This is a genomic window from Streptomyces sp. NPDC085927, from assembly GCF_044540975.1.
Lineage (GTDB): Bacteria > Actinomycetota > Actinomycetes > Streptomycetales > Streptomycetaceae > Streptomyces > Streptomyces hirsutus.
Window position 1 is genome coordinate 404,250 of record NZ_JBITSN010000003.1, and the last position, 20,629, is coordinate 424,878.

The 20,629-nt window shown below is 71.5% G+C and carries 19 protein-coding genes, 1 tRNA gene and 1 pseudogene; 15 read left to right on the forward strand and 6 right to left on the reverse strand.

Going from position 1 to position 20,629, the window contains the following annotated elements:
• Nucleotides 1-88: 88 nt before the first annotated feature.
• Complete coding sequence (locus ACIF80_RS10915; protein ID WP_399802156.1) at nt 89-1,381, reverse strand: MFS transporter; 1,293 nt, start codon at nt 1,379-1,381, stop codon at nt 89-91.
• 372 nt (nt 1,382-1,753) lie between these two features.
• On the reverse strand, nt 1,754-3,304 hold the full coding sequence (locus ACIF80_RS10920; RefSeq protein WP_399802159.1) for a potassium/proton antiporter: 1,551 nt from the start codon (nt 3,302-3,304) through the stop codon (nt 1,754-1,756).
• Nucleotides 3,305-3,550: 246 nt separating this feature from the next.
• On the opposite strand from ACIF80_RS10920, the gene ACIF80_RS10925 reads away from it, so the two are divergent.
• Nucleotides 3,551-6,439 carry a penicillin acylase family protein gene (locus ACIF80_RS10925; RefSeq protein WP_399802161.1) on the forward strand — a complete coding sequence of 963 codons (2,889 nt, stop codon included), beginning with the start codon at nt 3,551-3,553 and terminating at the stop codon, nt 6,437-6,439.
• An 85-nt stretch (nt 6,440-6,524) separates the two neighbouring features.
• Here the strand turns inward: ACIF80_RS10925 and ACIF80_RS10930 are convergent, their stop codons facing one another.
• Nucleotides 6,525-7,142 (reverse strand): 5-formyltetrahydrofolate cyclo-ligase, encoded by a 618-nt coding sequence (locus ACIF80_RS10930; protein WP_399802164.1) that lies wholly within the window; start codon nt 7,140-7,142, stop codon nt 6,525-6,527.
• Between the two features lie 92 nt (nt 7,143-7,234).
• Between ACIF80_RS10930 and galU the strand changes: the two genes are divergently transcribed.
• The 7 genes from galU (at nt 7,235) to ACIF80_RS10965 (ending at nt 12,990) form a co-directional block, all read left to right on the forward strand.
• Nucleotides 7,235-8,146 carry a UTP--glucose-1-phosphate uridylyltransferase GalU gene (gene galU / locus ACIF80_RS10935; RefSeq protein ID WP_399802165.1) on the forward strand — a complete coding sequence of 304 codons (912 nt, stop codon included), beginning with the start codon at nt 7,235-7,237 and terminating at the stop codon, nt 8,144-8,146.
• Nucleotides 8,143-9,465 carry a gephyrin-like molybdotransferase Glp gene (glp, locus tag ACIF80_RS10940; protein ID WP_399802167.1) on the forward strand — a complete coding sequence of 441 codons (1,323 nt, stop codon included), beginning with the start codon at nt 8,143-8,145 and terminating at the stop codon, nt 9,463-9,465. Before galU ends, glp begins: the two co-directional genes overlap by 4 nt.
• A gap of 84 nt (nt 9,466-9,549) precedes the next feature.
• Nucleotides 9,550-10,113 (forward strand): cyclic pyranopterin monophosphate synthase MoaC, encoded by a 564-nt coding sequence (moaC, locus tag ACIF80_RS10945; RefSeq protein ID WP_399802169.1) that lies wholly within the window; start codon nt 9,550-9,552, stop codon nt 10,111-10,113.
• Nucleotides 10,110-10,652: a molybdenum cofactor biosynthesis protein B gene (locus ACIF80_RS10950; RefSeq protein WP_399802171.1), complete on the forward strand. Its 543-nt coding sequence runs from the start codon at nt 10,110-10,112 to the stop codon at nt 10,650-10,652. The genes moaC and ACIF80_RS10950 overlap by 4 nt, the downstream gene beginning before the upstream one ends.
• A gap of 23 nt (nt 10,653-10,675) precedes the next feature.
• Nucleotides 10,676-11,320, forward strand: coding sequence for a GNAT family N-acetyltransferase (locus tag ACIF80_RS10955; protein WP_399802637.1), 645 nt, complete (start codon nt 10,676-10,678; stop codon nt 11,318-11,320).
• A 181-nt stretch (nt 11,321-11,501) separates the two neighbouring features.
• Nucleotides 11,502-12,833: a gephyrin-like molybdotransferase receptor GlpR gene (glpR, locus tag ACIF80_RS10960; protein ID WP_399802174.1), complete on the forward strand. Its 1,332-nt coding sequence runs from the start codon at nt 11,502-11,504 to the stop codon at nt 12,831-12,833.
• 83 nt (nt 12,834-12,916) lie between these two features.
• Nucleotides 12,917-12,990, forward strand: a tRNA-Ala gene (locus ACIF80_RS10965).
• Nucleotides 12,991-13,371: 381 nt separating this feature from the next.
• Here the strand turns inward: ACIF80_RS10965 and ACIF80_RS10970 are convergent.
• The gene (locus ACIF80_RS10970; protein ID WP_399802176.1) at nt 13,372-13,668 is read right to left on the reverse strand and encodes a GntR family transcriptional regulator; all 297 of its coding nucleotides are present in this window, start codon (nt 13,666-13,668) and stop codon (nt 13,372-13,374) included.
• A gap of 158 nt (nt 13,669-13,826) precedes the next feature.
• Between ACIF80_RS10970 and ACIF80_RS10975 the strand changes: the two genes are divergently transcribed.
• Together ACIF80_RS10975 and ACIF80_RS10980 are read left to right on the forward strand one after the other, a co-directional pair.
• Nucleotides 13,827-14,168, forward strand: a complete 342-nt coding sequence (locus tag ACIF80_RS10975) for a hypothetical protein (RefSeq protein WP_399802178.1) — start codon at nt 13,827-13,829, stop codon at nt 14,166-14,168.
• The gene (locus ACIF80_RS10980) at nt 14,165-14,521 is read left to right on the forward strand and encodes a hypothetical protein (RefSeq protein WP_399802181.1); all 357 of its coding nucleotides are present in this window, start codon (nt 14,165-14,167) and stop codon (nt 14,519-14,521) included. Before ACIF80_RS10975 ends, ACIF80_RS10980 begins: the two co-directional genes overlap by 4 nt.
• Nucleotides 14,522-14,626: 105 nt before the next feature.
• Here ACIF80_RS10980 and ACIF80_RS10985 read toward each other — a convergent pair whose 3' ends face one another.
• Entirely contained in the window at nt 14,627-15,103 is a 477-nt protein-coding gene (locus ACIF80_RS10985; protein ID WP_399802184.1) for a GNAT family N-acetyltransferase, read from the reverse strand.
• A gap of 80 nt (nt 15,104-15,183) precedes the next feature.
• Here ACIF80_RS10985 and ACIF80_RS10990 point away from each other — a divergent pair, with 80 nt between their 5' ends.
• Complete coding sequence (locus ACIF80_RS10990; RefSeq protein WP_399802186.1) at nt 15,184-15,987, forward strand: exodeoxyribonuclease III; 804 nt, start codon at nt 15,184-15,186, stop codon at nt 15,985-15,987.
• 6 nt (nt 15,988-15,993) lie between these two features.
• Here the strand turns inward: ACIF80_RS10990 and ACIF80_RS10995 are convergent, their stop codons facing one another.
• The gene (locus ACIF80_RS10995; protein ID WP_399802640.1) at nt 15,994-16,614 is read right to left on the reverse strand and encodes a MerR family transcriptional regulator; all 621 of its coding nucleotides are present in this window, start codon (nt 16,612-16,614) and stop codon (nt 15,994-15,996) included.
• Nucleotides 16,615-16,798: 184 nt separating this feature from the next.
• On the opposite strand from ACIF80_RS10995, the gene ACIF80_RS11000 reads away from it, so the two are divergent.
• The 4 genes and pseudogenes from ACIF80_RS11000 to ACIF80_RS11015 all read left to right on the forward strand — a co-directional run bounded on the left by ACIF80_RS11000 (nt 16,799) and on the right by ACIF80_RS11015 (nt 20,626).
• Nucleotides 16,799-18,376 carry a flavin-containing monooxygenase gene (locus ACIF80_RS11000; protein WP_399802189.1) on the forward strand — a complete coding sequence of 526 codons (1,578 nt, stop codon included), beginning with the start codon at nt 16,799-16,801 and terminating at the stop codon, nt 18,374-18,376.
• Nucleotides 18,373-19,380 carry an alpha/beta fold hydrolase gene (locus ACIF80_RS11005; protein ID WP_399802191.1) on the forward strand — a complete coding sequence of 336 codons (1,008 nt, stop codon included), beginning with the start codon at nt 18,373-18,375 and terminating at the stop codon, nt 19,378-19,380. The genes ACIF80_RS11000 and ACIF80_RS11005 overlap by 4 nt, the downstream gene beginning before the upstream one ends.
• Nucleotides 19,377-20,267 (forward strand): annotated as a pseudogene (locus ACIF80_RS11010) (SDR family oxidoreductase); the annotation flags it as partial. The gene ACIF80_RS11005 and the pseudogene ACIF80_RS11010, both read left to right, overlap by 4 nt.
• 179 nt (nt 20,268-20,446) lie before the next feature.
• The gene (locus ACIF80_RS11015) at nt 20,447-20,626 is read left to right on the forward strand and encodes a hypothetical protein (RefSeq protein ID WP_399802193.1); all 180 of its coding nucleotides are present in this window, start codon (nt 20,447-20,449) and stop codon (nt 20,624-20,626) included.
• Nucleotides 20,627-20,629 lie beyond the last annotated feature (3 nt).

The following is a 20,629-nucleotide window of genomic DNA, read 5'->3' on the forward strand; positions in this document are numbered from 1 at the left end:
TGCGTCGCATCTCACTGATCGCTGCCCACTGCCCACTGCTCACTGCTCACCGACCACCCATCATTGCTCATTGCTCATTGCTCATTGCTCATTGCTCACTGATCGCGACGTGATCGCGCCGGGCCGCGCCGCGCGTGACCTCGCGGGTCGCCCGGGGCGGTACCAGCCGTGACCGCAGGGCCAGCAGTGTCACCAGGGCGAGCACCGTGCCGCCCATCGGCACCAGGAACCCGGCACCGGACCAGAGGCGGTCCTCCAGTTGCCCGGAGACCGTGACCGCGGCCGCCTGGCCGAGTGCCACCGCGCCGGTCAGCCAGGTGAAGGCCTCGGTGCGGGCACCGGCCGGGACCAGGTCGTCCACCAGGGTGTATCCGGTGATCAGGGCGGGCGCGATGCACATGCCGACCAGGAGGCCGAGCCCGCCGAGGAGCAGCGCCGAGTGGGCGGTCCACAGGGCGGAGGCGGTCACCGCGAGCGCCACGTACCCGATGACCAGGCGCCGCTCGGGAGCGGCCTTCCAGGCGATGGCGCCGCAGGCGATGCCGGAGAGCATGTTTCCCGCGGCGAAGACGCCGTACAGGACGCCGTTCAGTCCGGGTTCGCCGATCGACTCGGTGTACGCGGCCAGTGACACCTGCATACCGCCGAAGACGGACCCGATGCCCAGGAAGATGACGATCAGGACGCGCACTCCGGGGACGCGGAGTGCGGAAACGTGTTCCACGCGCGCGTGCCCGCGGGCGGCCACCTCGGGCTGCGTGCCCTTCTGCGCGGCGAACAGCAGACCGCCGACCAGGGTCAGCGCGGCCTCGGTCATCAGGCCCGCCGCCGGGTCCACGGTCGTGCACAGGGCGGTGGCCAGCAGCGGTCCGACGACGAAGGTCAGCTCGTCGGTGACGGACTCGAAGGCCGCCGCCGTGGTCATCAGCGGGGAGTTCTTGAGCTTCACGCCCCAGCGGGCGCGCACCATGGGCCCGACCTGGGGCACCGAGGCGCCGGTGGGCACAGCGGCGGCGAACAAGGCCCACAGCGGGGCGCCGTTCAGCGCCAGCGCGGTCAGGGTCAGTCCGGCCAGGGTGTGGACCAGGACGCCGGGGACGAGGACGGCGCGCTGTCCGTAGCGGTCGGCGAGCCGGCCGCTGTAGGGCGCGAACACGGCCATGGAGACGCCGGTGACCGCCGCGACGGCGCCGGCCACGCCGTACGAACCGGTGGTGTGCTGCACCAGCAGCACGATGGAGAGGGTGAGCATCGCGAACGGCTGGCGTGCCGCGAAGCCGGGGAGCAGGAACGTCCAGGCGCCGCGCGTGCGCAGCAGTCGGCCGTATCCCGGACGGGAGGTGGCCGCAGAGTCCTTCGACGTGGTGACCGTGGATGCCACGGCCCGTGCCTTTCTGCCGCCTGGTGGCGCGTGGGCCCTGGTGTCGGGCGCGCCGAGAGCTGTCCTCTTGCGCTGACTGCGGTAGATGCCGGTGCCACAGCTCAGGGCGTGCCGGCCGCCATACGGTCGCGCCAGCTCTGCGTCAGGCAGAGTTGGTTCGATCTGGGTACCGTTTGCATGGTACAGGCGGTTCCAGGTATACACAGGCGCCAGGTGCTTGTGACCCTGTGAAAGCGAGCACAGGAAAGCCGCGTCCCTGCGAATGCCGGGTCGTGGCCCGGCCCGGCCCGATTCGGCCCGACCTGCCCCGCACGCCGCAGTGTGGCGAGAGGCGACGTGAAAGGCGGGGCGAACGACACCGGGCGTGACGTTTCAGCCCCCGGCTCCGCCCGCCCGGCCGTCCCCGGGCCGTGCCCCGTCCGTCCCCAGCCAGCCGGCCAGCTTGCCGCCGCGGTCCACCGCGCGGAGGCGGCGTTCGGCGGCGTCCCGGACCGGGTCGGTGGCGACGACGAGGAGTTCGTCCCCGCGCCGCAGCATCGTCGTCGGCCCCGGAACGAACGAGGCGCCCCCGCGCACGACGAGTGTGACGGCCGCCCCCTTCGGCAGCCGCAGTTCGCCGACCTCCACGCCGTGCATCCTCGACCCCTCCGGGATGCCGACCGACAGCAGGTGTCCGCGCAGCCGCTCCAGGGGCGCCGACTCGATGCCCAGGTCGGCCGCCTCCGCCTCCTCGCCGAGGCGCAGCTTGCGGGCCAGCCACGGCAGCGTCGGTCCCTGGACGAGGGTGTAGACGACGACCAGGATGAAGACGATGTTGAAGATCGACCGGCTGCCGGTGACGCCCTCCACCATCGGGATCGTCGCCAGGATGATGGGCACGGCGCCGCGCAGCCCCGCCCACGACATCAGCGCCTGCTCCTGCCAGGGCACCCGGAACGGCGCCAGGCTCAGCACGACGCTCAGCGGGCGGGCCACCGCGGTCAGCACCAGCCCGATGATCAGTGCGGGCACGATGTCGTCGCCGAGTTCGTGCGGGGAGACCAGCAGGCCGAGCAGGACGAACATGCCGATCTGCGCGAGCCAGCCGAGTCCCTCGGCGAATCCGCGCGTGGCGGGCCAGTGCGGCAACTTGGCGTTGCCCAGCACCATCGAGGCGAGATAGACGGCCAGGAAGCCGCTGCCGTGGGCCATGGCGCCCGCCGCGTACGCGGTGACGGCGATGGCCATGACGGCGATCGGGTAGAGGCCGGAGGCCGGCAGCGCCACGTGTCTGAGTCCCAGGGAGCCGAGCCAGCCCACCGCGAGTCCGATGACGGCGCCGATGGCCAGTTCCAGGGCGATCTCGCCGAGCAGGACGTACCAGTGCTCCATCGGACCGGCCGTGGAGAAGGCGAGCACCAGGATGACCACGGGGGCGTCGTTGAAGCCGGACTCGGCCTCCAGCGTGCCCGTCACCCGCGAGGGGAGCGGAATGCGCCGCAGTACGGAGAAGACGGCCGCCGCGTCGGTCGAGGACACCACCGCGCCGATGATGAGCGCCTGCTGCCACTCCAGTCCGATCAGGAAGTGCGCGGCCGTCGCGGTGACACCGACGCTCGCCGCGACACCGACGGTCGCGAGGGCGGCGGAGGCGGGCAGGACGGGTTTGATCTCCGTCCACTTGGTGCCCAGGCCGCCCTCGGCCAGGATCACGACCAGGGCCGCGTATCCGATGACCTGGGTCAGCTCGGCGTTGTCGAAGTGGATGTCACCGAGGCCGTCCTGGCCCATGGCGACGCCGATGCCCAGATAGACGAGCAGGCTGGGGAGCCCGCTGCGCGAGGAGATCCGGACCGCCGCGACGGCGACGAGCAGGACCAGCGAGCAGACGAGCAGGAGCTGGTTGAGGTGGTGGACAGTCGTGGACGTTCCCTTCCCTGGCACCCGCGCGGTGCGCCCGAGCTCCTCTCCGGGAACCGGGTGACCGGCGCGTTCACGGCGAACTGCTTCGTTACCTTACCTAACTCTTGACGCTTTCTTGACGCGTACCCCTGGCATCATCGAACGTCCGTCCGTGCTGGTACCCGACTCCGCGTCAAGTGGCGGAGGGCCCTGCGCCTATCGTTGCTCCAGCGCTCAGTTAAAAGCACAGCCCGCCCTGCCGCTCGCGTAAGGACAGCAAGGACAGCGATGCCCCCCAATACCACCGCCTCCACGGGTCAGCAGCCCGGCAAGTCCGGCAGGAAAAAGGGGCGCAAAGCCCGTCTGGTCGTGTTCGTCCTGGTGCTGGCACTGATCGGCGGTGTCGTCTACGGGGCGTACTGGTCGGTCAGCACCGTGCGCGCCTCTTTCCCGCAGACCAAGGGCTCGATCACCATCGAAGGCCTGTCGGGCCCCGTCGACGTCAAGCGCGACGGCCACGGGATCCCGCAGATCTACGCCTCCTCCGACGAGGACCTGTTCATGGCGCAGGGCTACGTCCAGGCGCAGGACCGGTTCTACGAGATGGACGTCCGCCGGCACATGACCTCCGGGCGCCTGTCGGAGATGTTCGGCAAGAGCCAGGTCGAGACCGACGAGTTCCTGCGCACCCTGGGCTGGGACCGGGTCGCGAAGGAGGAGTACGAGAAGAAGCTCTCCCCGGCGACGAAGAAGTACCTCGACGCCTACGCCAAGGGCGTCAACGCGTACCTGGAGGGCAAGGACGGCGCCGACATCTCCCTGGAGTACGCGGCGCTGGGCTTCACCAACGACTACAAGCCCGGCGCGTGGAAGCCGGTGGACTCCCTGGCCTGGCTGAAGGCGATGGCCTGGGACCTGCGCGGCAACATGCAGGACGAGATCGACCGCGCCCTGATGACCAGTCGCCTGGGCCCGGAGCAGATCGCCGACCTGTACCCGGCGTACCCGTACAGCCGGAACAAGCCGGTGGTGCAGGAGGGCCAGTACAACGAGCTCACCGGCACCTACGAGTCGGGCGGGAGTGGCAGCGGAACCGGCGACGGCACCGGCACCGACCCGGGCACGGGCACGGGCACGGGAACGGGCGCGGGCACGGTGGACCCCGGCACCGGCGTGGAGGGCGCGTCCGGAGTGGGCACGGCGGACGGAACCGCGGGCACGGCGGGCACGGCGGACGGAACCGCGGGCACGGCGGGCGGAACCGCGGGCACCGGGAGCGGCCTGGAGAGCCAGCTGACGGGGCTCCAGCAGGTCCTGCAGGACCTGCCGACCGCCGTCGGCGTCAACGGCGACGGCATCGGCTCCAACTCCTGGGTCGTCTCCGGGGAGCACACCATCACCGGTGAGCCGCTGCTGGCCAACGACCCGCACCTGTCGCCCGCGCTGCCGTCCGTCTGGTACCAGATGGGCCTGCACTGCCGCAGCGTCTCCGACAAGTGCCAGTACGACGTCTCCGGTTACACCTTCGCGGGCCTGCCCGGAGTGATAATCGGCCACAACGCGGACATCGCCTGGGGCCTGACCAACTCCGGGGTCGACGTCACCGACCTCTACCTGGAGAAGATCACCGGCGAGGGCTACCAGTACGACGGCAAGGTGGTGCCGTTCACGTCCCGCGAGGAGACCATCAAGGTCGCCGGTGGCGACCCGCGGAAGATCGTCGTCCGGGAGACCAACAACGGCCCGCTGCTCTCCGACCGGTCCAAGGACCTGGTGCGGACCGGCAAGAAGGCCACCGTCGAAGCCGCCGCACCCGACCGGGGCGACGGCTACGGCGTCTCCCTGCGCTGGACCGCGCTGGACGCCGGCCGCACCATGGACTCCGTCTTCGCGATCAACCGCGCGAAGGACTGGGACGACTTCCGCGAGGCGGCCACCCTGTTCGAGGTGCCCTCGCAGAACCTCGTCTACGCGGACACCGAGGGCCACATCGGCTACACGCTGCCCGGCCGGATCCCCACCCGCGCGAAGGGCCACGACGGTTCCATCCCGGCACCCGGCTGGAACCCCGGGTACGCATGGACCGGCTGGATCGAGCAGGACGAACTGCCCTACGAGTTCGACCCCGACCGCGGCTACATCGTCACCGCCAACCAGGCCGTCGTCGACCCCGACGCGTACCCGTACACCCTGACCACCGACTGGGGCTACGGCGCCCGCAGCCAGCGGATCAACGACCTGATCCAGTCGAAGATCAAGGACGGCGGCAAGATCTCCACCGACGACATGCGGCAGATGCAGCTCGACAACAGCAGCGCCATAGCCAAGCTGCTCGTGCCCGAACTGCTCAAGATCGACGTCGACGACCCGGACGTGCGCGAGGCGCAGAAGCTGCTGGAGGGCTGGGACTACACCCAGGACGCCGACTCGGCGGCAGCCGCCTACTTCAACTCCGTCTGGCGCAACACCCTCAAGCTCGCCTTCGGCCACAAGCTGCCCAAGGAAGTGCGGGTCAAGGGCCAGTGCCTGTGGGTCGACCCGGTCGACCCGACCGGCCCCGCAGAGGAGCGCGTCAAGGTCCGCGAGTGCGGTCTGCGCGAGGCGGACCAGGCCCAGCCCGACGGCGGCGACCGCTGGTTCGAGGTGGTCCGCACGCTGATGGAGGACGAGGACAGCGACTGGTGGACGACCCCGAAGTCGGGCACCCGTCCGCCCGCGGAGAACCGTGACGAGCTGTTCAGGCGCGCCATGATCGACGCGCGGTGGGAACTCACCGCCAAGCTCGGCAAGGACATCGACACCTGGAGCTGGGGCAGGCTGCACCGCCTGTTCCTGAAGAACCAGACCCTGGGCACCGCCGGCCCCGGCTTCGTGAAGTACGCCCTCAACCGCGGGCCCTGGAAGCTCGGCGGCGGCGAGGCCACGGTCAACGCCACCGGCTGGAACGCCGCCGGCGGCTACGGGGTGGTGTGGGTGCCGTCGATGCGGATGGTGGTCAACCTCGGCGACCTCGACAAGTCGCGGTGGATCAACCTCACCGGCGCCTCCGGCCACGCCTACAACGACCACTACGTCGACCAGACCGACAAGTGGGCCGACGGCGAACTGCTCGAATGGGCCCACTCGGAGAAGGCGGTCGAGAAGAGCACCGAGGAGACTCTGCTGCTCAAGCCGTGAGCGGGCTCTGAGCGAGCCGCTCATCCGATGGATGACGAAAGCGGCCTCCACGCACACGCGTGGAGGCCGCTTCCCGTGGGCCGGCTCAGTCGAACCGCCGCACTCCCGACGGCGTCACCACCGCGTGCACCGGATGGTCGTGGGGCTCCTCGGGAACCCGCTCGAGGACCTCCGTGTCGTACAGCAGCACCACCAGCGCCGGGTGCGCGCCCGCGCGTTCCAGCCGGGCCAGTACCCGGTCGTACGAGCCCCCGCCGCGCCCCAGCCGCATCCCGCGCGCGTCGACGGCCAGGCCCGGCAGCAGCACCACGTCCGCCCCGGTCACGGCGTCCGGCCCGAGGCGTTCCCCGGACGGCTCGAGCAGCGTCATCCGCCCGCCGCCGTGCCGCACGCGCGCGAGGGACTCCTCGCCGGTGTACGGGCCCCAGTCCAGGTCGTTGTCGGGGAGCAGAGCCGGCAGCAGGACGCGTACGCCCCGGGCGTGCAGCGCGTCGAGGAGCGCGGGCGTGCCGGGTTCACTCCCCACGGAGACGTACGCTGCCACCGTGCGCGCGTGCGACAGTTCGGGCAGTCCGAGCGCGCGGCCGGCCAGCGCGGTCGCGGACTCCCGCACGTCATCCGCCGTCAACCTTTCCCTCGCCAGGAGGATTTCCCGTCGCAACGCCCGCTTGCCATGATCGTCCGCGCGCTCGTTCTGTCTCAATTCTGTCCCCGTACCGTTCTAATATGCTCATATGAGTATTAAATGTGCGGAGCCCCAGATTCCCTGCGAAGGCAGCGGATATGGTGGCGGGCATGATTCAGTCGCACCCTAGGATCAGCAAGGCTGTCATCCCCGCAGCGGGCCTTGGCACCCGGTTCCTGCCGGCCACCAAGGCCACTCCCAAAGAGATGCTGCCGGTCGTCGACAAGCCGGCGATCCAGTACGTGGTCGAAGAGGCCGCCGCCGCAGGTCTCGACGACGTCCTCATGGTGACGGGCCGCAACAAACGCCCCCTGGAGGACCATTTCGACCGCAATTACGAACTGGAGTCCGCCCTCAACAAGAAGGGCGACGCCGCCCGCCTCGCCAAGGTCCAGGAATCCAGCGACCTCGCGACGATGCACTACGTCCGCCAGGGCGACCCCAAAGGCCTCGGACACGCCGTCCTGTGCGCCGCCCCGCACGTCGGCGACGAGCCCTTCGCCGTCCTCCTCGGTGACGACCTGATCGACCCGCGCGACCCCCTGCTCCGGCGCATGATCGAGGTCCAGGAGCAGCACGGCGGCAGCGTCGTCGCGCTCATGGAGGTCGCCCCGGAGCAGATCCACCTCTACGGGTCCGCCGCCGTCGAGACCACCGCCGATTCCGACGTGGTCCGGGTCAGCGGCCTGGTCGAGAAGCCCGAACCGGCCGACGCGCCCTCCAACTACGCCATCATCGGCCGCTACGTCCTCGACCCGGCCGTCTTCGGCATACTGCGCAAGACCGAACCGGGCCGCGGCGGCGAGATCCAGCTCACCGACGCCCTCCAGCAGCTCGCGGCCGACGAGAAGGTCGGCGGCCCGGTGCACGGCGTGGTCTTCAAGGGCCGCCGCTATGACACCGGCGACCGGGGCGACTACCTGCGTGCCATTGTCCGACTCGCGTGCGAACGTGAAGACCTGGGCCCGGACTTCCGGACCTGGCTCCGCCGTTACGTCACCGAGGAGATGCAGCAGCCTTGAGCACCGCCGCGCCCCGCACCGCAGGCCCGGACCACCTCTGGTCGGTGGACGAGCACCTGGACGACATCCTCGCCACCGTCCGCCCCCTGGAGCCCATCGAGCTGCAGCTCCTCGACGCCCAGGGCTGCGTCCTGGTCGAGGACGTCACGGTGCCGGTGTCACTGCCGCCGTTCGACAACAGCTCCATGGACGGGTACGCGGTGCGGGTCGCGGATGTCGCGGGCGCGAGCGAGCAGTACCCGGCGGCCCTCGAGGTCGTCGGTGACGTCGCGGCCGGCCAGGCCGACCTGCTCCAGGTCGGTCCCGGCCAGGCCGTACGCATCATGACCGGCGCCCCGCTCCCGCCCGGCGCCGAGACCGTCGTCCCCGTCGAGTGGACCGACGGCGGGCTCGGCGAGGGCCCGGTCACCGCGATGCGGGCCCGCAGCCTGGCCCCCGAGGGTGCCACCGGCCAGGTGCTCGTGTACCGCCCGGCCGACGCACGCGCGCACGTGCGCGCCAAGGGCAGCGACGTACGGGCCGGCGACCGCGCCCTGGAGGCCGGTACGGTCCTCGGCCCGCCCCAGATCTCCCTCCTGGCCGCGATCGGCCGCGGCTCCGTACGGGTGCGCCCGCGCCCGCGCGTGGTCGTGCTCTCCACCGGCAGCGAACTCGCCCAGCCCGGCGAGGAACTGAGCGCCGGCCGGATCTACGACTCCAACAGCTTCTCCCTGACCGCCTGCGCCCGCGACGCCGGCGCCATCGCCTACCGCGTGGGCGCCGTCGCCGACGACGCCGACACCCTGCGCGACACCATCGAGGACCAGCTGGTGCGCGCCGACCTGATGGTCACCACCGGCGGCGTCAGCGTCGGGGCGTACGACGTCGTCAGGGAGGCGCTGTCGTCCGTCGGCGACGAGGACGAGCCGGGCAGCGGCATCGACTTCCGCAAGCTCGCCATGCAGCCCGGCAAACCGCAGGGCTTCGGCTCCATCGGCCCCGACCACACCCCGCTGCTGGCCCTCCCCGGCAACCCGGTCTCCTCGTACGTCTCCTTCGAGCTGTTCGCCCGCCCCGCCATCCGCACCCTGATGGGCCTCACGGACGTCCACCGGCCGAGAACCCGCGCCACCCTCACCACGGGCGGGACGCTGACCTCGCCGAAGGGCCGCCGCCAGTTCCTGCGCGGCCGGTACGCCGACGGCGAGGTGACCGCGGTGGGCGGCGCCGGATCCCACCTGGTGGCCGCCCTCGCCCGGGCGAACGCGCTGATCGTCGTCCCCGAGGACGTCGAGTCCGTCGCCTCCGGCACCGACGTCGAGGTGATCCTGCTCGGCTGACCCGCGCGGGTTGGCGGTACCGTGTCGCGCACAGCAGGCCCGTGCGCCGCACCGCGGCGGGCCCGGACCGGGAGCGCCACACTCATGACCGTGCCTTCCCGGGGGGAGACCCCCGGACCTCCAGCGCAGGACGACCGTACGCAGGACGGAACCCGGAGCCGTACACGCGGCCGTACGCCGGACCACCTGACGCATCTCGACGAGACGGGCGCGGCCCGTATGGTCGACGTCTCCGGCAAGGACGTGACCGCGCGCACCGCCCGCGCCACCGGCCGCGTCCTGGTCTCGCCCCGTGTGATCGAACTGCTGCGCGGCGAAGGGGTCCCCAAGGGGGACGCCCTGGCCACCGCGCGGATCGCGGGCATCATGGGCGCCAAACGCACCCCCGACCTGATCCCGCTGTGCCACCCTCTCGCCCTCTCCGGTGTGACACTGGACCTGTCGGTCGCGGACGACGCCGTGGAGATCACGGCCACCGTGCGGACGACGGACCGTACGGGCGTCGAGATGGAGGCGCTCACCGCGGTCTCGGTCGCCGCGCTCACCGTGATCGACATGGTGAAGGCGGTCGACAAGAGGGCGGTCGTCACGGACGTGCGGGTGGAGGAGAAGACGGGCGGCAAGTCGGGCGACTGGAGCAGGGCATGACACTCGACGCATCCGACGGCGGCGTACTGCTCGCGCCGTACAGCGCCCTGGTGGTCACCGCCTCCAACCGGGCCGCCGCCGGCGTCTACCAGGACACGGGCGGCCCGCTGATCGCCGAGGGCCTGCGGCGCTTCGGCTTCGCCGTCGACGGCCCCGAGGTGGTCCCGGACGGCGATCCGGTGGAGGCCGCGCTGCGCGCGGGTACGGAGGCCGGGTACGACGTCATCGTGACCACCGGCGGCACCGGCATCTCGCCCACCGACCGCACCCCCGAGGCGACCCGCGCGGTGATCGGCCACGAGGTGCCCGGCATCGCGGAGGCCATCCGGGCGTACGGCCGGGACAAGGTGCCCACGGCCGCCCTCTCCCGGGGCATCGCGGGGGTCGCGGGCGGCGGGACCCTGATCGTCAACCTGCCGGGGTCCAGGGGCGGGGTGAAGGACGGTCTCGCCGTCCTGGAACCGCTGCTGAGGCACGCGGTCGACCAGCTGCGCGGTGGTGACCACCCCGGACCGGGGGCCGGCGGGGGTGCGAGCTGAACGGGTCGGCCTGGCCCGCTGAGCTGGTGGCCGGCGACGTCGTCCTCCGGCCCATAAAGATGCGCGACCAGCGGGCCTGGCGCGAGGTCAACCGCCGCAACCGTGACTGGCTGCGGCCCTGGGAGGCGACCATCCCGCCGCCCACCCCCGCCGGTCCGGTCGTGTACCGGCCGACCTACCGCCAGATGGTCCGTCATCTGAGGGCCGAGGCGCACGCGGGCCGCATGCTGCCGTTCGTCATCGAGTACCAGGGGCGTCTGGTCGGCCAGCTGACGGTCGCCGGGATCACCTGGGGATCGATGTGCTCGGGTCACGTCGGCTACTGGGTGGACGAGGCGGTGGCCGGCCGCGGAGTGATGCCGACCGCCGTGGCGATGGCCGTGGACCACTGTTTCCGTACGGTCGGGCTGCACCGCGTGGAGGTGTGCATTCGCCCCGAGAACGGGCCCAGCCGGCGGGTCGTGGAAAAACTCGGATTCCGTACGGAGGGGCTGCGCCCGCGTTATCTGCACATCGACGGAGCCTGGCGCGACCATCTCGTCTTCGCGCTCACGGCCGAGGAAGTGCCCGAAGGGTTGCTCGGCCGCTGGCAGCGGGAACGCTCCCGGCGTGAGCGGCCGGAGGGCGAGCGGCGTAATCCCGGAATCCCGCACAGCCCCGGTAATTGAATAAATGTTCGAATTTGATCGTCTGGTGACCGTCTGAAGCCTGTGAAGGCAGGGAATTTCGCGTCTCGAGTGGTCTGCTGATCGCATCGATCCAAAAAAAGTTCGAGATATCAGCCGGATCGTGCGACACACCGGCTCAATTGGCCGATGGCCTCACCTGAACCCCTCTACCGTGTGAGACGTGAGCAGCAGCGGCCTCATCTACGCAGTCATTGTCGGGGCCTGGGCCGCCTACTTGGTGCCGATGTGGCTCCGTAGGCAGGACGAGCTGAACGAAGCCCGTCCGACGGAACGCTTCAGCACCGCCATCCGATTGTTGTCCGGACGGGCGGGAATGGAGCGCCGGTACGCCAAGGACCTGCAGGCGCGCTCCGCCGACGAGGAGGAGCAGAGCGCCCACGACCCGGACGCGGTCACCGATTCGGTGGACGTCCGGGCCTTCGCCGTGTCCCAGACCCGTCCGCAGGTACAGGCACCCGTACGGGAGCAGCCCGCCCAGCGGCCGGACCGGCGCGGTCCGGAACCCGGCCCCGAACCCGAATTCGGTCCCGGTCCCGGTCCCGAACCCGGTCCCGCGCGCGAGCGCGTCCCGTCCGCCCGCCGCGAACGGGACCCCCGACGGGCGCAGCCCGCCGCACCGCCCCGGCCCGCCGCCCAGCAGTCCCGGTCGGAGCAGGCCTCCGCGGCGCGCGCCCGGCGCTCGAAGGTGCTCGCGCGCCGCCGGCGCACCACCACCCTGCTCTTCGCTGCCTTCACGCTCGGCACGGTCGTCGCGGCGATCGGCGGACTCGCGTTCCTGTGGGCGCCCGGAGTGCCGGCCGTCCTGCTGAGCGTCTACATCGCGTACCTGCGCTCCCAGGAGCACCGCCGGTTCGCGTACCAGATGGACCGCCGCCAGGCGGAGGCCGCGGCGCGGCGGCTGCGCGAGCGCCAGCCGCGCCGCCGCCCGTCCGTCGACGACGCGGACACCGACGCACCGGAGGGACCCGGGCAGGGCTTCGAGCCGGTCGCCGGGCCGGACCAGGAGACCGATCCCGGCCTCCTGGCGCTCGCCGCCGACCGGCGGGCACTCGTGGAGCAGACCGACCACGCCGAGTGGGTCGACCAGCAGCGCGAGCGCCAGCGGCGCCCCGGCCAGGGCGGCGACAGCTGGGACCCGGTCCCGGTCCCGCTGCCCACGTATGTGACCGCCCCGGTCGCCCCGCGCGCCACCAGCGACGTGGACCTCGGCGCCCCGGACGCCTGGAGCTCGGCCCGCTCGAGCTCCATGGCGCCGGGCCCGGAGGAGGCCGCCGAGTCCGACGACGCCGAGCCCCACGACGCGGGCGCGGAGAGCGACCACGGCGACCGCCCGGACGGCGACGGCCGCACCGGCGCCCTCCCTCAGGCTCGAAGGCGCTCGCGCGGGGGGACCCCCACGGCAGCCTCGGCCCGCCGGGCGCGCGAGCGCGGCCGCACCCCGCTGTTCGACCAGTACGAGGACGGCGACCGCCCCCGGGCCGCCAACGAATGACCTTCCGAAACCGCAGGTGACCCCCCACCGGCAACGGATTTCCGAGCACCCCGATCGGGGTGCTAAGGTTTCTCTCGTTGCAAGGGCCTGTGGCGCAGTCTGGTAGCGCACCTCGTTCGCATCGAGGGGGTCTGGGGTTCAAATCCCCACAGGTCCACCGCAACTGTTCTCGGGTCAGCTCGAGAACGGAGACGGGATCCCGTCCGGTCGAAAGACCGGGCGGGATCTTCGTTGTTTCGGGGGGCCTTCGTCGCTTCAAAGGTCTTCCGGTGCTCGGTCGGGGTGCTTCCCCGGATGACCGGACGTCCGGCGGCCGGGTGTCGCAAGGCCGGGAGTCACCCCCGGGCCGGACTTCCTCGCCCGGAACGGGCAGACGTTCACCGAGTACGGCGACGGTGTGGTCGGTCGGCCGCGCCGACGGCCCCGAGAGCGCCTTCGCCCCACGCGTCCTGCGATTCGGCTGAGAAACCGCCGCCGTCGAGCGGGGTGAGCAGGCCGAGGCTGCCGAGCAGCGATACGGCGAAACAGGACGGGACCGTCAGCCGGCGGTCCCGTCCTCGTCTGTGGGCGCGCTGGTTGGCGGCTGCTCCACCACGAAAGAGCCCTTGCCGCGCACGGTGACGATGAGTCCTCGTTCGCGGAGTTCCTGCGCGGCCCGGCGGGCGGTGAGCCGTGCCACTCCGTACTCGTCGGCGAGATGGTTCTCCGACGGGATGGGTCTGTCAGGCGCCAGTTCACCCGACTCGATCTTCTTCGCGATGACATCGGCCAGCTGAACGTAGAGCGGTCTCGCGCTCATCGGGTCCAGGGCTGTCGGGTGCTGTGTATCGCTCATATGTCCAACGTAGGCATGCGTCGACCTGCACGTTTGAGTGGATCCCTCTGCACTTGTATGCAGAGGGCTGTGCCTCGGTGTAGTTTCAGCGATACAAAGACCCCGGCGAGGTGGCTAGACCTCCCGGGGCGCGGCCAACGCTTACAAGGAGCGTCAACATGCCTAACCTTATCCACCGCATCGCCCATCGGCTGAGCCTTCTCTTCGGCCCCGGCACCGGAACCCGCCGCGCAGGCGCCCTCCGTCACCGCGCCCAGCGTCCGACGCGCCGCACCACGCACCTCACCGCCCCCACACCCCGCCTTCCCCTCCTCCACTCCCCGTACTGCCGTCACCTCCCCCTCGACGGCACCGCCTCCCGCCTCGTCCGTCCCTACCTCACCGCCCACGAGCAGGAGCAGGCGCTTCGGCGGCACCGTCGCCGGATCGTCGTACTCGCCGCCGGCTTCGGTGTCGACCTCGGCCAGTACACCGTCGGCGCGCGGAAGGTGGCCGCGTGACGAACTCGCTCACCGCGTTCCGGCTGCTGCCCTGGCTGTCGGCGGAAGGCAAGCCCTGCTTCCTCGTCCCCGGTGAGGACGGGGGGATCGTGTCCCGGCTCGCCGACGAGACGGAGGCCCGGCAACTCGCGGCCGGGCTGGACGTTCTCCGCTCCGCCCGCCGGGTGCTGGACGACCCCCTGACCCCGAACGCCGAGGTCCGCTACACGGCGCTACGCCTGACCGAGTGCCTGGCCGATGTCCTGAGGGTGGCTGAGTCCCGCGGCCGACGCCTCCTCCCCACGGCGGAAGACGGCGCCGATGGCCTGGATGCGGAGTCCGAGTCCGTGGCCGTTCCGGAGACCGGTCCCTGACCGGCGCCACCACGGTTTCGCCGGTGCTCCCGCCCTGCTGAGCCGGCAGGGCGGGCTCATTCCCGTTCCGCTCTTTCGTTCCGGTCCGCTTCTCCGGGTGGGGTTCTACAGGGCCTTGGCGTAGCAGCGGCTGCTGTCGTGGAAGCGGTAGTAGCCGAACTTCTCGCAGGGCTCGTAGCCGCTGGAGGTGTACAGGGCGATGGCTTCCGGCTGCTTGGTGCCGGTCTCCAGGACCATGCGCAGGCGGCCGGCCGCGCGGGCGTCGTCCTCCAGGGCGGCGAGGACGCGGCGGGCCAGGCCCCGGCCGCGCATCTGCTCGATCACGTACATCCGCTTCAGTTCGGCGTCCCCGTCGCGGTTGCCCTCGCCGTTGGCGTTCTGGACGCGCCACCCGCCGGAGGCGACGGGGGTGTCGTTCTCGTCGTAGGCGATCAGGTAGACGCCGTTCGGCGGCCGGAAGTCGTCGGGGTCCATGGGGGTGGCGTCGCCGCCGTCGCCGTAGCGGACGTCGTACTCGGCCTGGACCTCGTCGTTCAGCTTGACGGCGTCGGGGTGGTCGTAGGGGACGCGTCGGATATTCATGCGCAATAAGGTATATCAATCCGGGAGGAGTGGAGGATCCGTTTTTCGGACCCCGTCCAGTGTGCCGGTATCGTGCCCGGATGCTCACTGTGACCTCCGTCAACGTCAACGGACTGCGCGCCGCCGCCAAGAAGGGCTTCGTGGAGTGGCTCGACCGGACCTCCGCCGATGCGGTGTGCCTGCAGGAGGTGCGCGCGGAGCCGCAGCAACTGCCCGGGCCGGTGCGGGAACCCGAGGGGTGGCACGTGGTGCACGCGCCTGCCGTCGCCAAGGGGCGCGCGGGTGTCTCCCTCTACACGCGGCGTGAACCCGATCGCGTCCAGGTCGGGTTCGGGTCGGCCGAGTTCGACGGCAGCGGGCGGTACGTGGAGGCGGACCTGCCCGGAGTCACCGTCGCGTCCCTGTACCTGCCCTCCGGCGAGGTCGGCACCGAGCGGCAGGACGAGAAGCTCCGCTTCATGGGGGAGTTCCTCGCGTATCTGAAGGACCTGCGGGAGCGGGCCGCCGCCGACGGCCGCGAGGTCGTGGTGTGCGGCGACTGGAACATCGCGCACGAGCGCGCCGACCTGAAGAACTGGCGCGGCAACACCAAGAACTCCGGGTTCCTGCCCGAGGAGCGGGAGTGGCTGGGGCGGGTCCTCGACCCGGCCGACGGCGGGTACGTGGACGTCGTGCGGGCGCTGCACCCGGATGTCGAGGGGCCCTACTCGTGGTGGTCGTACCGGGGGCGGGCCTTCGACAACGACACGGGCTGGCGGATCGACTACCACGTGGTGACCCCCGGGCTCGCCGCCCGCGCGGTCGAGGCGTACGTCGAGCGGGCCGCCACCCATGCCGAGCGCTGGTCGGACCACGCTCCGGTGACGGTGGTCTACGGCCGCTAGCGGCCCTCAGCCCCGTTTGTGCAGCCGGCGGTCCATCGCCAGGGAGAGTTCCGCGTCGACCACGCTGCGGGCCAGGGGGCGCAGGCGGTGCGCGGCCTCCTCGGGGGCGTGACGCAGGATCAGCTCGGTGAAGAGGCCGGCCATGGCCTCGGTGTGGGTGCGGACCTCCCGGCCCGCGCGCAGCACCTCCGCGAGCGGGATGCCCTCGCGGACCAGGGCGGACGAGACGTCCAGCAGACGGCGGCTGATGTGGACGATCTCCTCGCCGTCCGTGCCGAGGTAGCCGAGGTCCATCGCGGCGGCGAGGTTCTCCGGGGTGACCTCGCCGGCGAAGTAGTCGGCGAGTTCCTCGGGGGTGAGGCGGACGGGGGTCTCCTCGGTGGGGGTGTCCATGCCGAGGAGCTCCCCGACGTCGCGGCCGTGGTCGAAGGCCTCGGCCAGTTCCGCTATGCCGTTCAGGGTGTGGCCGCGTTCCAGCAACGCCGTGATCGTGTTCAGCCGGGCCAGGTGATGGTCGTCGTACCACGCTATGCGGCCTTCACGGCGAGGTGGCGGTATCAGCTTGCGTTCGCGGTAGAAGCGCAGCGTACGCACCGTGATGCCGGCCAGCCGGGCCAACTCCTCCATGCGGTACTCGCGCCGCTCGCCTCTGGGTTCTGCTTCCTCTGCCACGGCAGCAGCCTAGGACGTACCGACGGTAACTTTCCTTGCGTGCCCCCTACCCATCAGTAGGCGACTGCCCTACTCTCCCCATTGCGCCAGTGTTCACTGGCAAGGTTCTCGGCGGTGTGTGAAGGCTGGAGGCTTGCGGATGGCCGTGCACGAGCACGTACGGGTCGCGGTGGTGGGGTCCGGGTTCGGCGGGCTGGGGGCCGCCGTGCGGCTGAGGCGCGAAGGGATCACCGACTTCGTCGTCCTGGAGCGGGCCGGCAGCGTCGGCGGCACCTGGCGGGACAACAGTTATCCGGGGTGCGCGTGCGACGTGCCGTCCCATCTGTACTCGTTCTCCTTCGCGCCCAACCCCGAGTGGCCGCGTTCCTTCTCCGGGCAGGAGCACATCCGCGCCTACCTCGAGCACGTCACCGACGTCTTCGGGCTGCGCCCGCACATCCGCTTCGACTCGGAGGTGAAGCGGATGGTGTGGGACGCGGAACGGCTGCGCTGGGACATCGAGACCAGCAGCGGCAGCCTCAGCGCGGACGTGGTCGTCTCCGCGACCGGGCCGCTGTCCGATCCGAAGACCCCCGACATCCCGGGGCTCGACACCTTCCCCGGCAAGGTCTTCCACTCCGCCCGCTGGGACCACGACTACGACCTGCGCGGCAAACGGGTCGCCATGGTCGGCACGGGCGCGTCGGCCATCCAGATCGTGCCGTCCGTCCAGCCGCTCGTCTCCCGGCTCACACTCTTCCAGCGCACCCCGCCCTGGGTCCTGCCCCGCCTCGACCGGGCCATCGGCGGCGCCGAGCGGGCCGTGCACCGGGCGCTGCCCTTCACCACCCAGCTGCGCCGCGGACTCCTGTGGGGCGTGCGGGAGCTGCAGGTCCAGGCGTTCACCAAGCACCCGGGCGAGCTGGGCTTCGTGGAGCAGCTGGCCAAGCGCAACATGGCCCGCGCCATCAAGGACCCGGCCCTGCGCGCCCGGCTCACCCCCGACTACCGCATCGGCTGCAAGCGCATCCTGCTGTCCAGCACGTACTATCCGGCGCTCGCACAGCCCAACGTGGACGTCGTCGACGGCGGCCTGAGCGAGGTCCGGGGCTCGACGGTCGTGGCGGCCGACGGGACCGAGGCCGAGGTCGACGCCATCGTGTTCGGGACCGGGTTCCACGTCACCGACATGCCCATCGCCGAGCGGGTCGTCGGCGCGGAGGGGAAGACCCTCGCCGAGACCTGGACGGGCGGCATGGAGGCGCTGCGCGGCGCCTCGGCCGCCGGGTTCCCCAACTTCATGACGCTCATCGGGCCCAACACCGGCCTCGGGAACTCCTCCATGATCCTCATGATCGAGTCCCAGCTGAACTACCTGGCCGACTACCTCCGCCAGCTCGACGTCCTCGGCGGCCGGGTCGCCCTCGACGCCCGCAGGAGCGCCGTCCGCGTCTGGAACCACCGGGTGCAGGAGCGGATGAAGCGCACGGTGTGGAACACCGGCGGCTGCACCAGCTGGTACCTGGACGCCAACGGCCGCAACACCACCGTCTGGCCGGGCACGACCGGCGAGTTCCGGCGGGCCACCCGGCGCGTGGACCTCGCCGAGTACGCCGTCCTGCGGGCGGCGCCCGGGAAGAAGGCCGCCGGCACCGGGAAGGCCGCCCAGGGCGCCGTCGCCCGGGAGACCACCGCCCCGGGCACCACCGCCCAGGGCACCACGGAGGTCTCCGCGTGAGCCGGCCGGCGCATGTCTCCACCGGGCCCTACGCCCCACCCGTCCCCGCCCGCGAACTCACCGCCGTCTCCGCCGACGGCACCCGGCTGCATGTCGAGCTGCACGGGCCCGACGGGGCGCCCGCGGTCGTCCTCGCCCACGGCTGGACCTGCTCGACCGCCTTCTGGGCGGCCCAGATCCGCGAACTCGCCGCCGACCACCGGGTGATCGCCTACGACCAGCGGGGCCACGGCCGCACCCCCGCGAGCGGGAACTGCAGTACCGACGCGCTCGCCGACGACCTGGAAGCCGTCCTGGCCGCCACGCTCGCCCCCGGCGAGCAGGCCGTGATCGCCGGTCACTCCATGGGCGGCATGACGGTGATGGCCGCCTCCGGCCGGCCCGCCTTCGCCGAGCACGCGGGGGCCGTACTGCTGTGCAGCACCGGCAGTTCGCGGCTGGTCGACGAGTCGACGGTGCTCCCGATCCCGCCGGGGTGGATACGGACCCGGCTGACCCGGAGCGTCCTCGGTTCCCGGGCCCCGCTCGGACCCGTCACGCCCCTCGGCAGCCGCGTCCTCAAGTACGCCACGATGGGACCCCGTTCGGCGCCGCACATGGTCGAGGCGTGCGCCCGTATCGTGCACGCCTGCCCGCGCACGGTCCGCCGGTCCTGGTCGCAGGTGCTCGGTCTGCTCGATCTCGACCACGTCGTCGGGGAGTTGCGGGTCCCGACGGCCGTCGTCGTCGGGACCGCGGACCGGCTCACCCCGCCGGCCCACGCGCGGACGATCGCCTCCCGGCTGCCGCACTGCCTCGGGCTCACCGAACTGCCCGGCATCGGCCACATGACGCCCGTCGAGGCACCCGAACAGGTCACCGGGCGGATCCGGGAACTCGCCGCCGCCCACATCCCCGCGGCACCCGCGGCACCCGCGATACCTGCGGCACCTGCGGTCCCCGCCGCGCCCACCACATCCGCCGTACCCGCCACACCCGTTGCACCCGCCGAGGAGAGCGCATGAGTGGACAGCGCACGAGCAGGGGCCGTCTCGAAGGACAGGTCGCCGTCGTCACCGGAGCGGCCCGCGGGGTGGGGGAGCTGCTCGCCCGCAAGCTCTCCGCACGCGGGGTGAAGGTGGCCCTGGTCGGGCTGGAACCGGACGCGCTCAAGCAGGTGTCGGCACGGCTGCACAGCGAGAGCGACCACTGGCACGCCGACGTCACCGACCACGAGGCGATGACCCGGGTCGCGGCGGAGGTGAAGGAGCGGTTCGGACGGGTCGACATCGTGGTCGCCAACGCCGGTGTGGCGAACGGCGGTCCGTTCGCCGACTCCGACCCGGAGTCCTGGCGGCGCGTCATCGAGGTCAACCTGATCGGCTCGGCGGTCACCGCCCGCGCGTTCCTGCCGCTGCTGACCGAGAGCCGCGGCTACCTGCTCCAGGTCGCCTCGCTCGCCGCGATCACCCCCGCCCCGATGATGACCGCGTACTGCGCGTCCAAGTCCGGTGTGGAGGCGTACGCGCACAGCCTGCGGGCCGAGGTCGGACACCTGGGCGTGCGGGTCGGCGTCGGCTATCTGTCGTGGACCGACACGGACATGGTGCGCGGCGCCGACCAGGACGAGGCGATGCGGGAGCTCAGGCAGCGGCTGCCGTGGCCGACGAACAAGACGTACCCGCTGGGCCCCGCGGTGGACCGGATGGTGGCCGGGATCGAGCGGCGCTCCAGCCACGTGTACGGGCAGTGGTGGCTGCGGGGAATGCAGGGCGTACGGGGCTACCTGCCCGGCGTGATCGGCACCGTCGGCCAGCGGGAGGTGCGGCGGTTCGCGGACCGGTTCGCCGGCATGCGGACGGGGCTGGTCGGAGCCGGCGGCAACGCCGACGAACAGCACCGGACCGCGCTCGGAACGGCGCCGGACTGTCCGGGAACAGCGCCGGGAGCAGCGCCGGGAGCAGCGCCGGGACCTGCGGGAACGTCCCCGGAGCACGCTGCGTGACTGATCGACATGCGCAGGGTGACCGCCCGTGTGAATCTGGTCGGGCAACAGCCCCCACACCCCAACGGGAGTGAACCCACATGGGTATGAAGGACAAGTTCCAGGACAAGGCCGAGCAGATGCAGGACCAGGCCAAGCAGAAGATGGGCGAGGCCCGGGAGCAGTCCCAGAAGCGCGGCCGCGGCCGTCAGGAGGAGCCGGAGGACCCGCAGCGCCGGCGGCAGCAGGAGTCCGAGGAACGTCGTCACCAGGACTACGACGCCTGATGT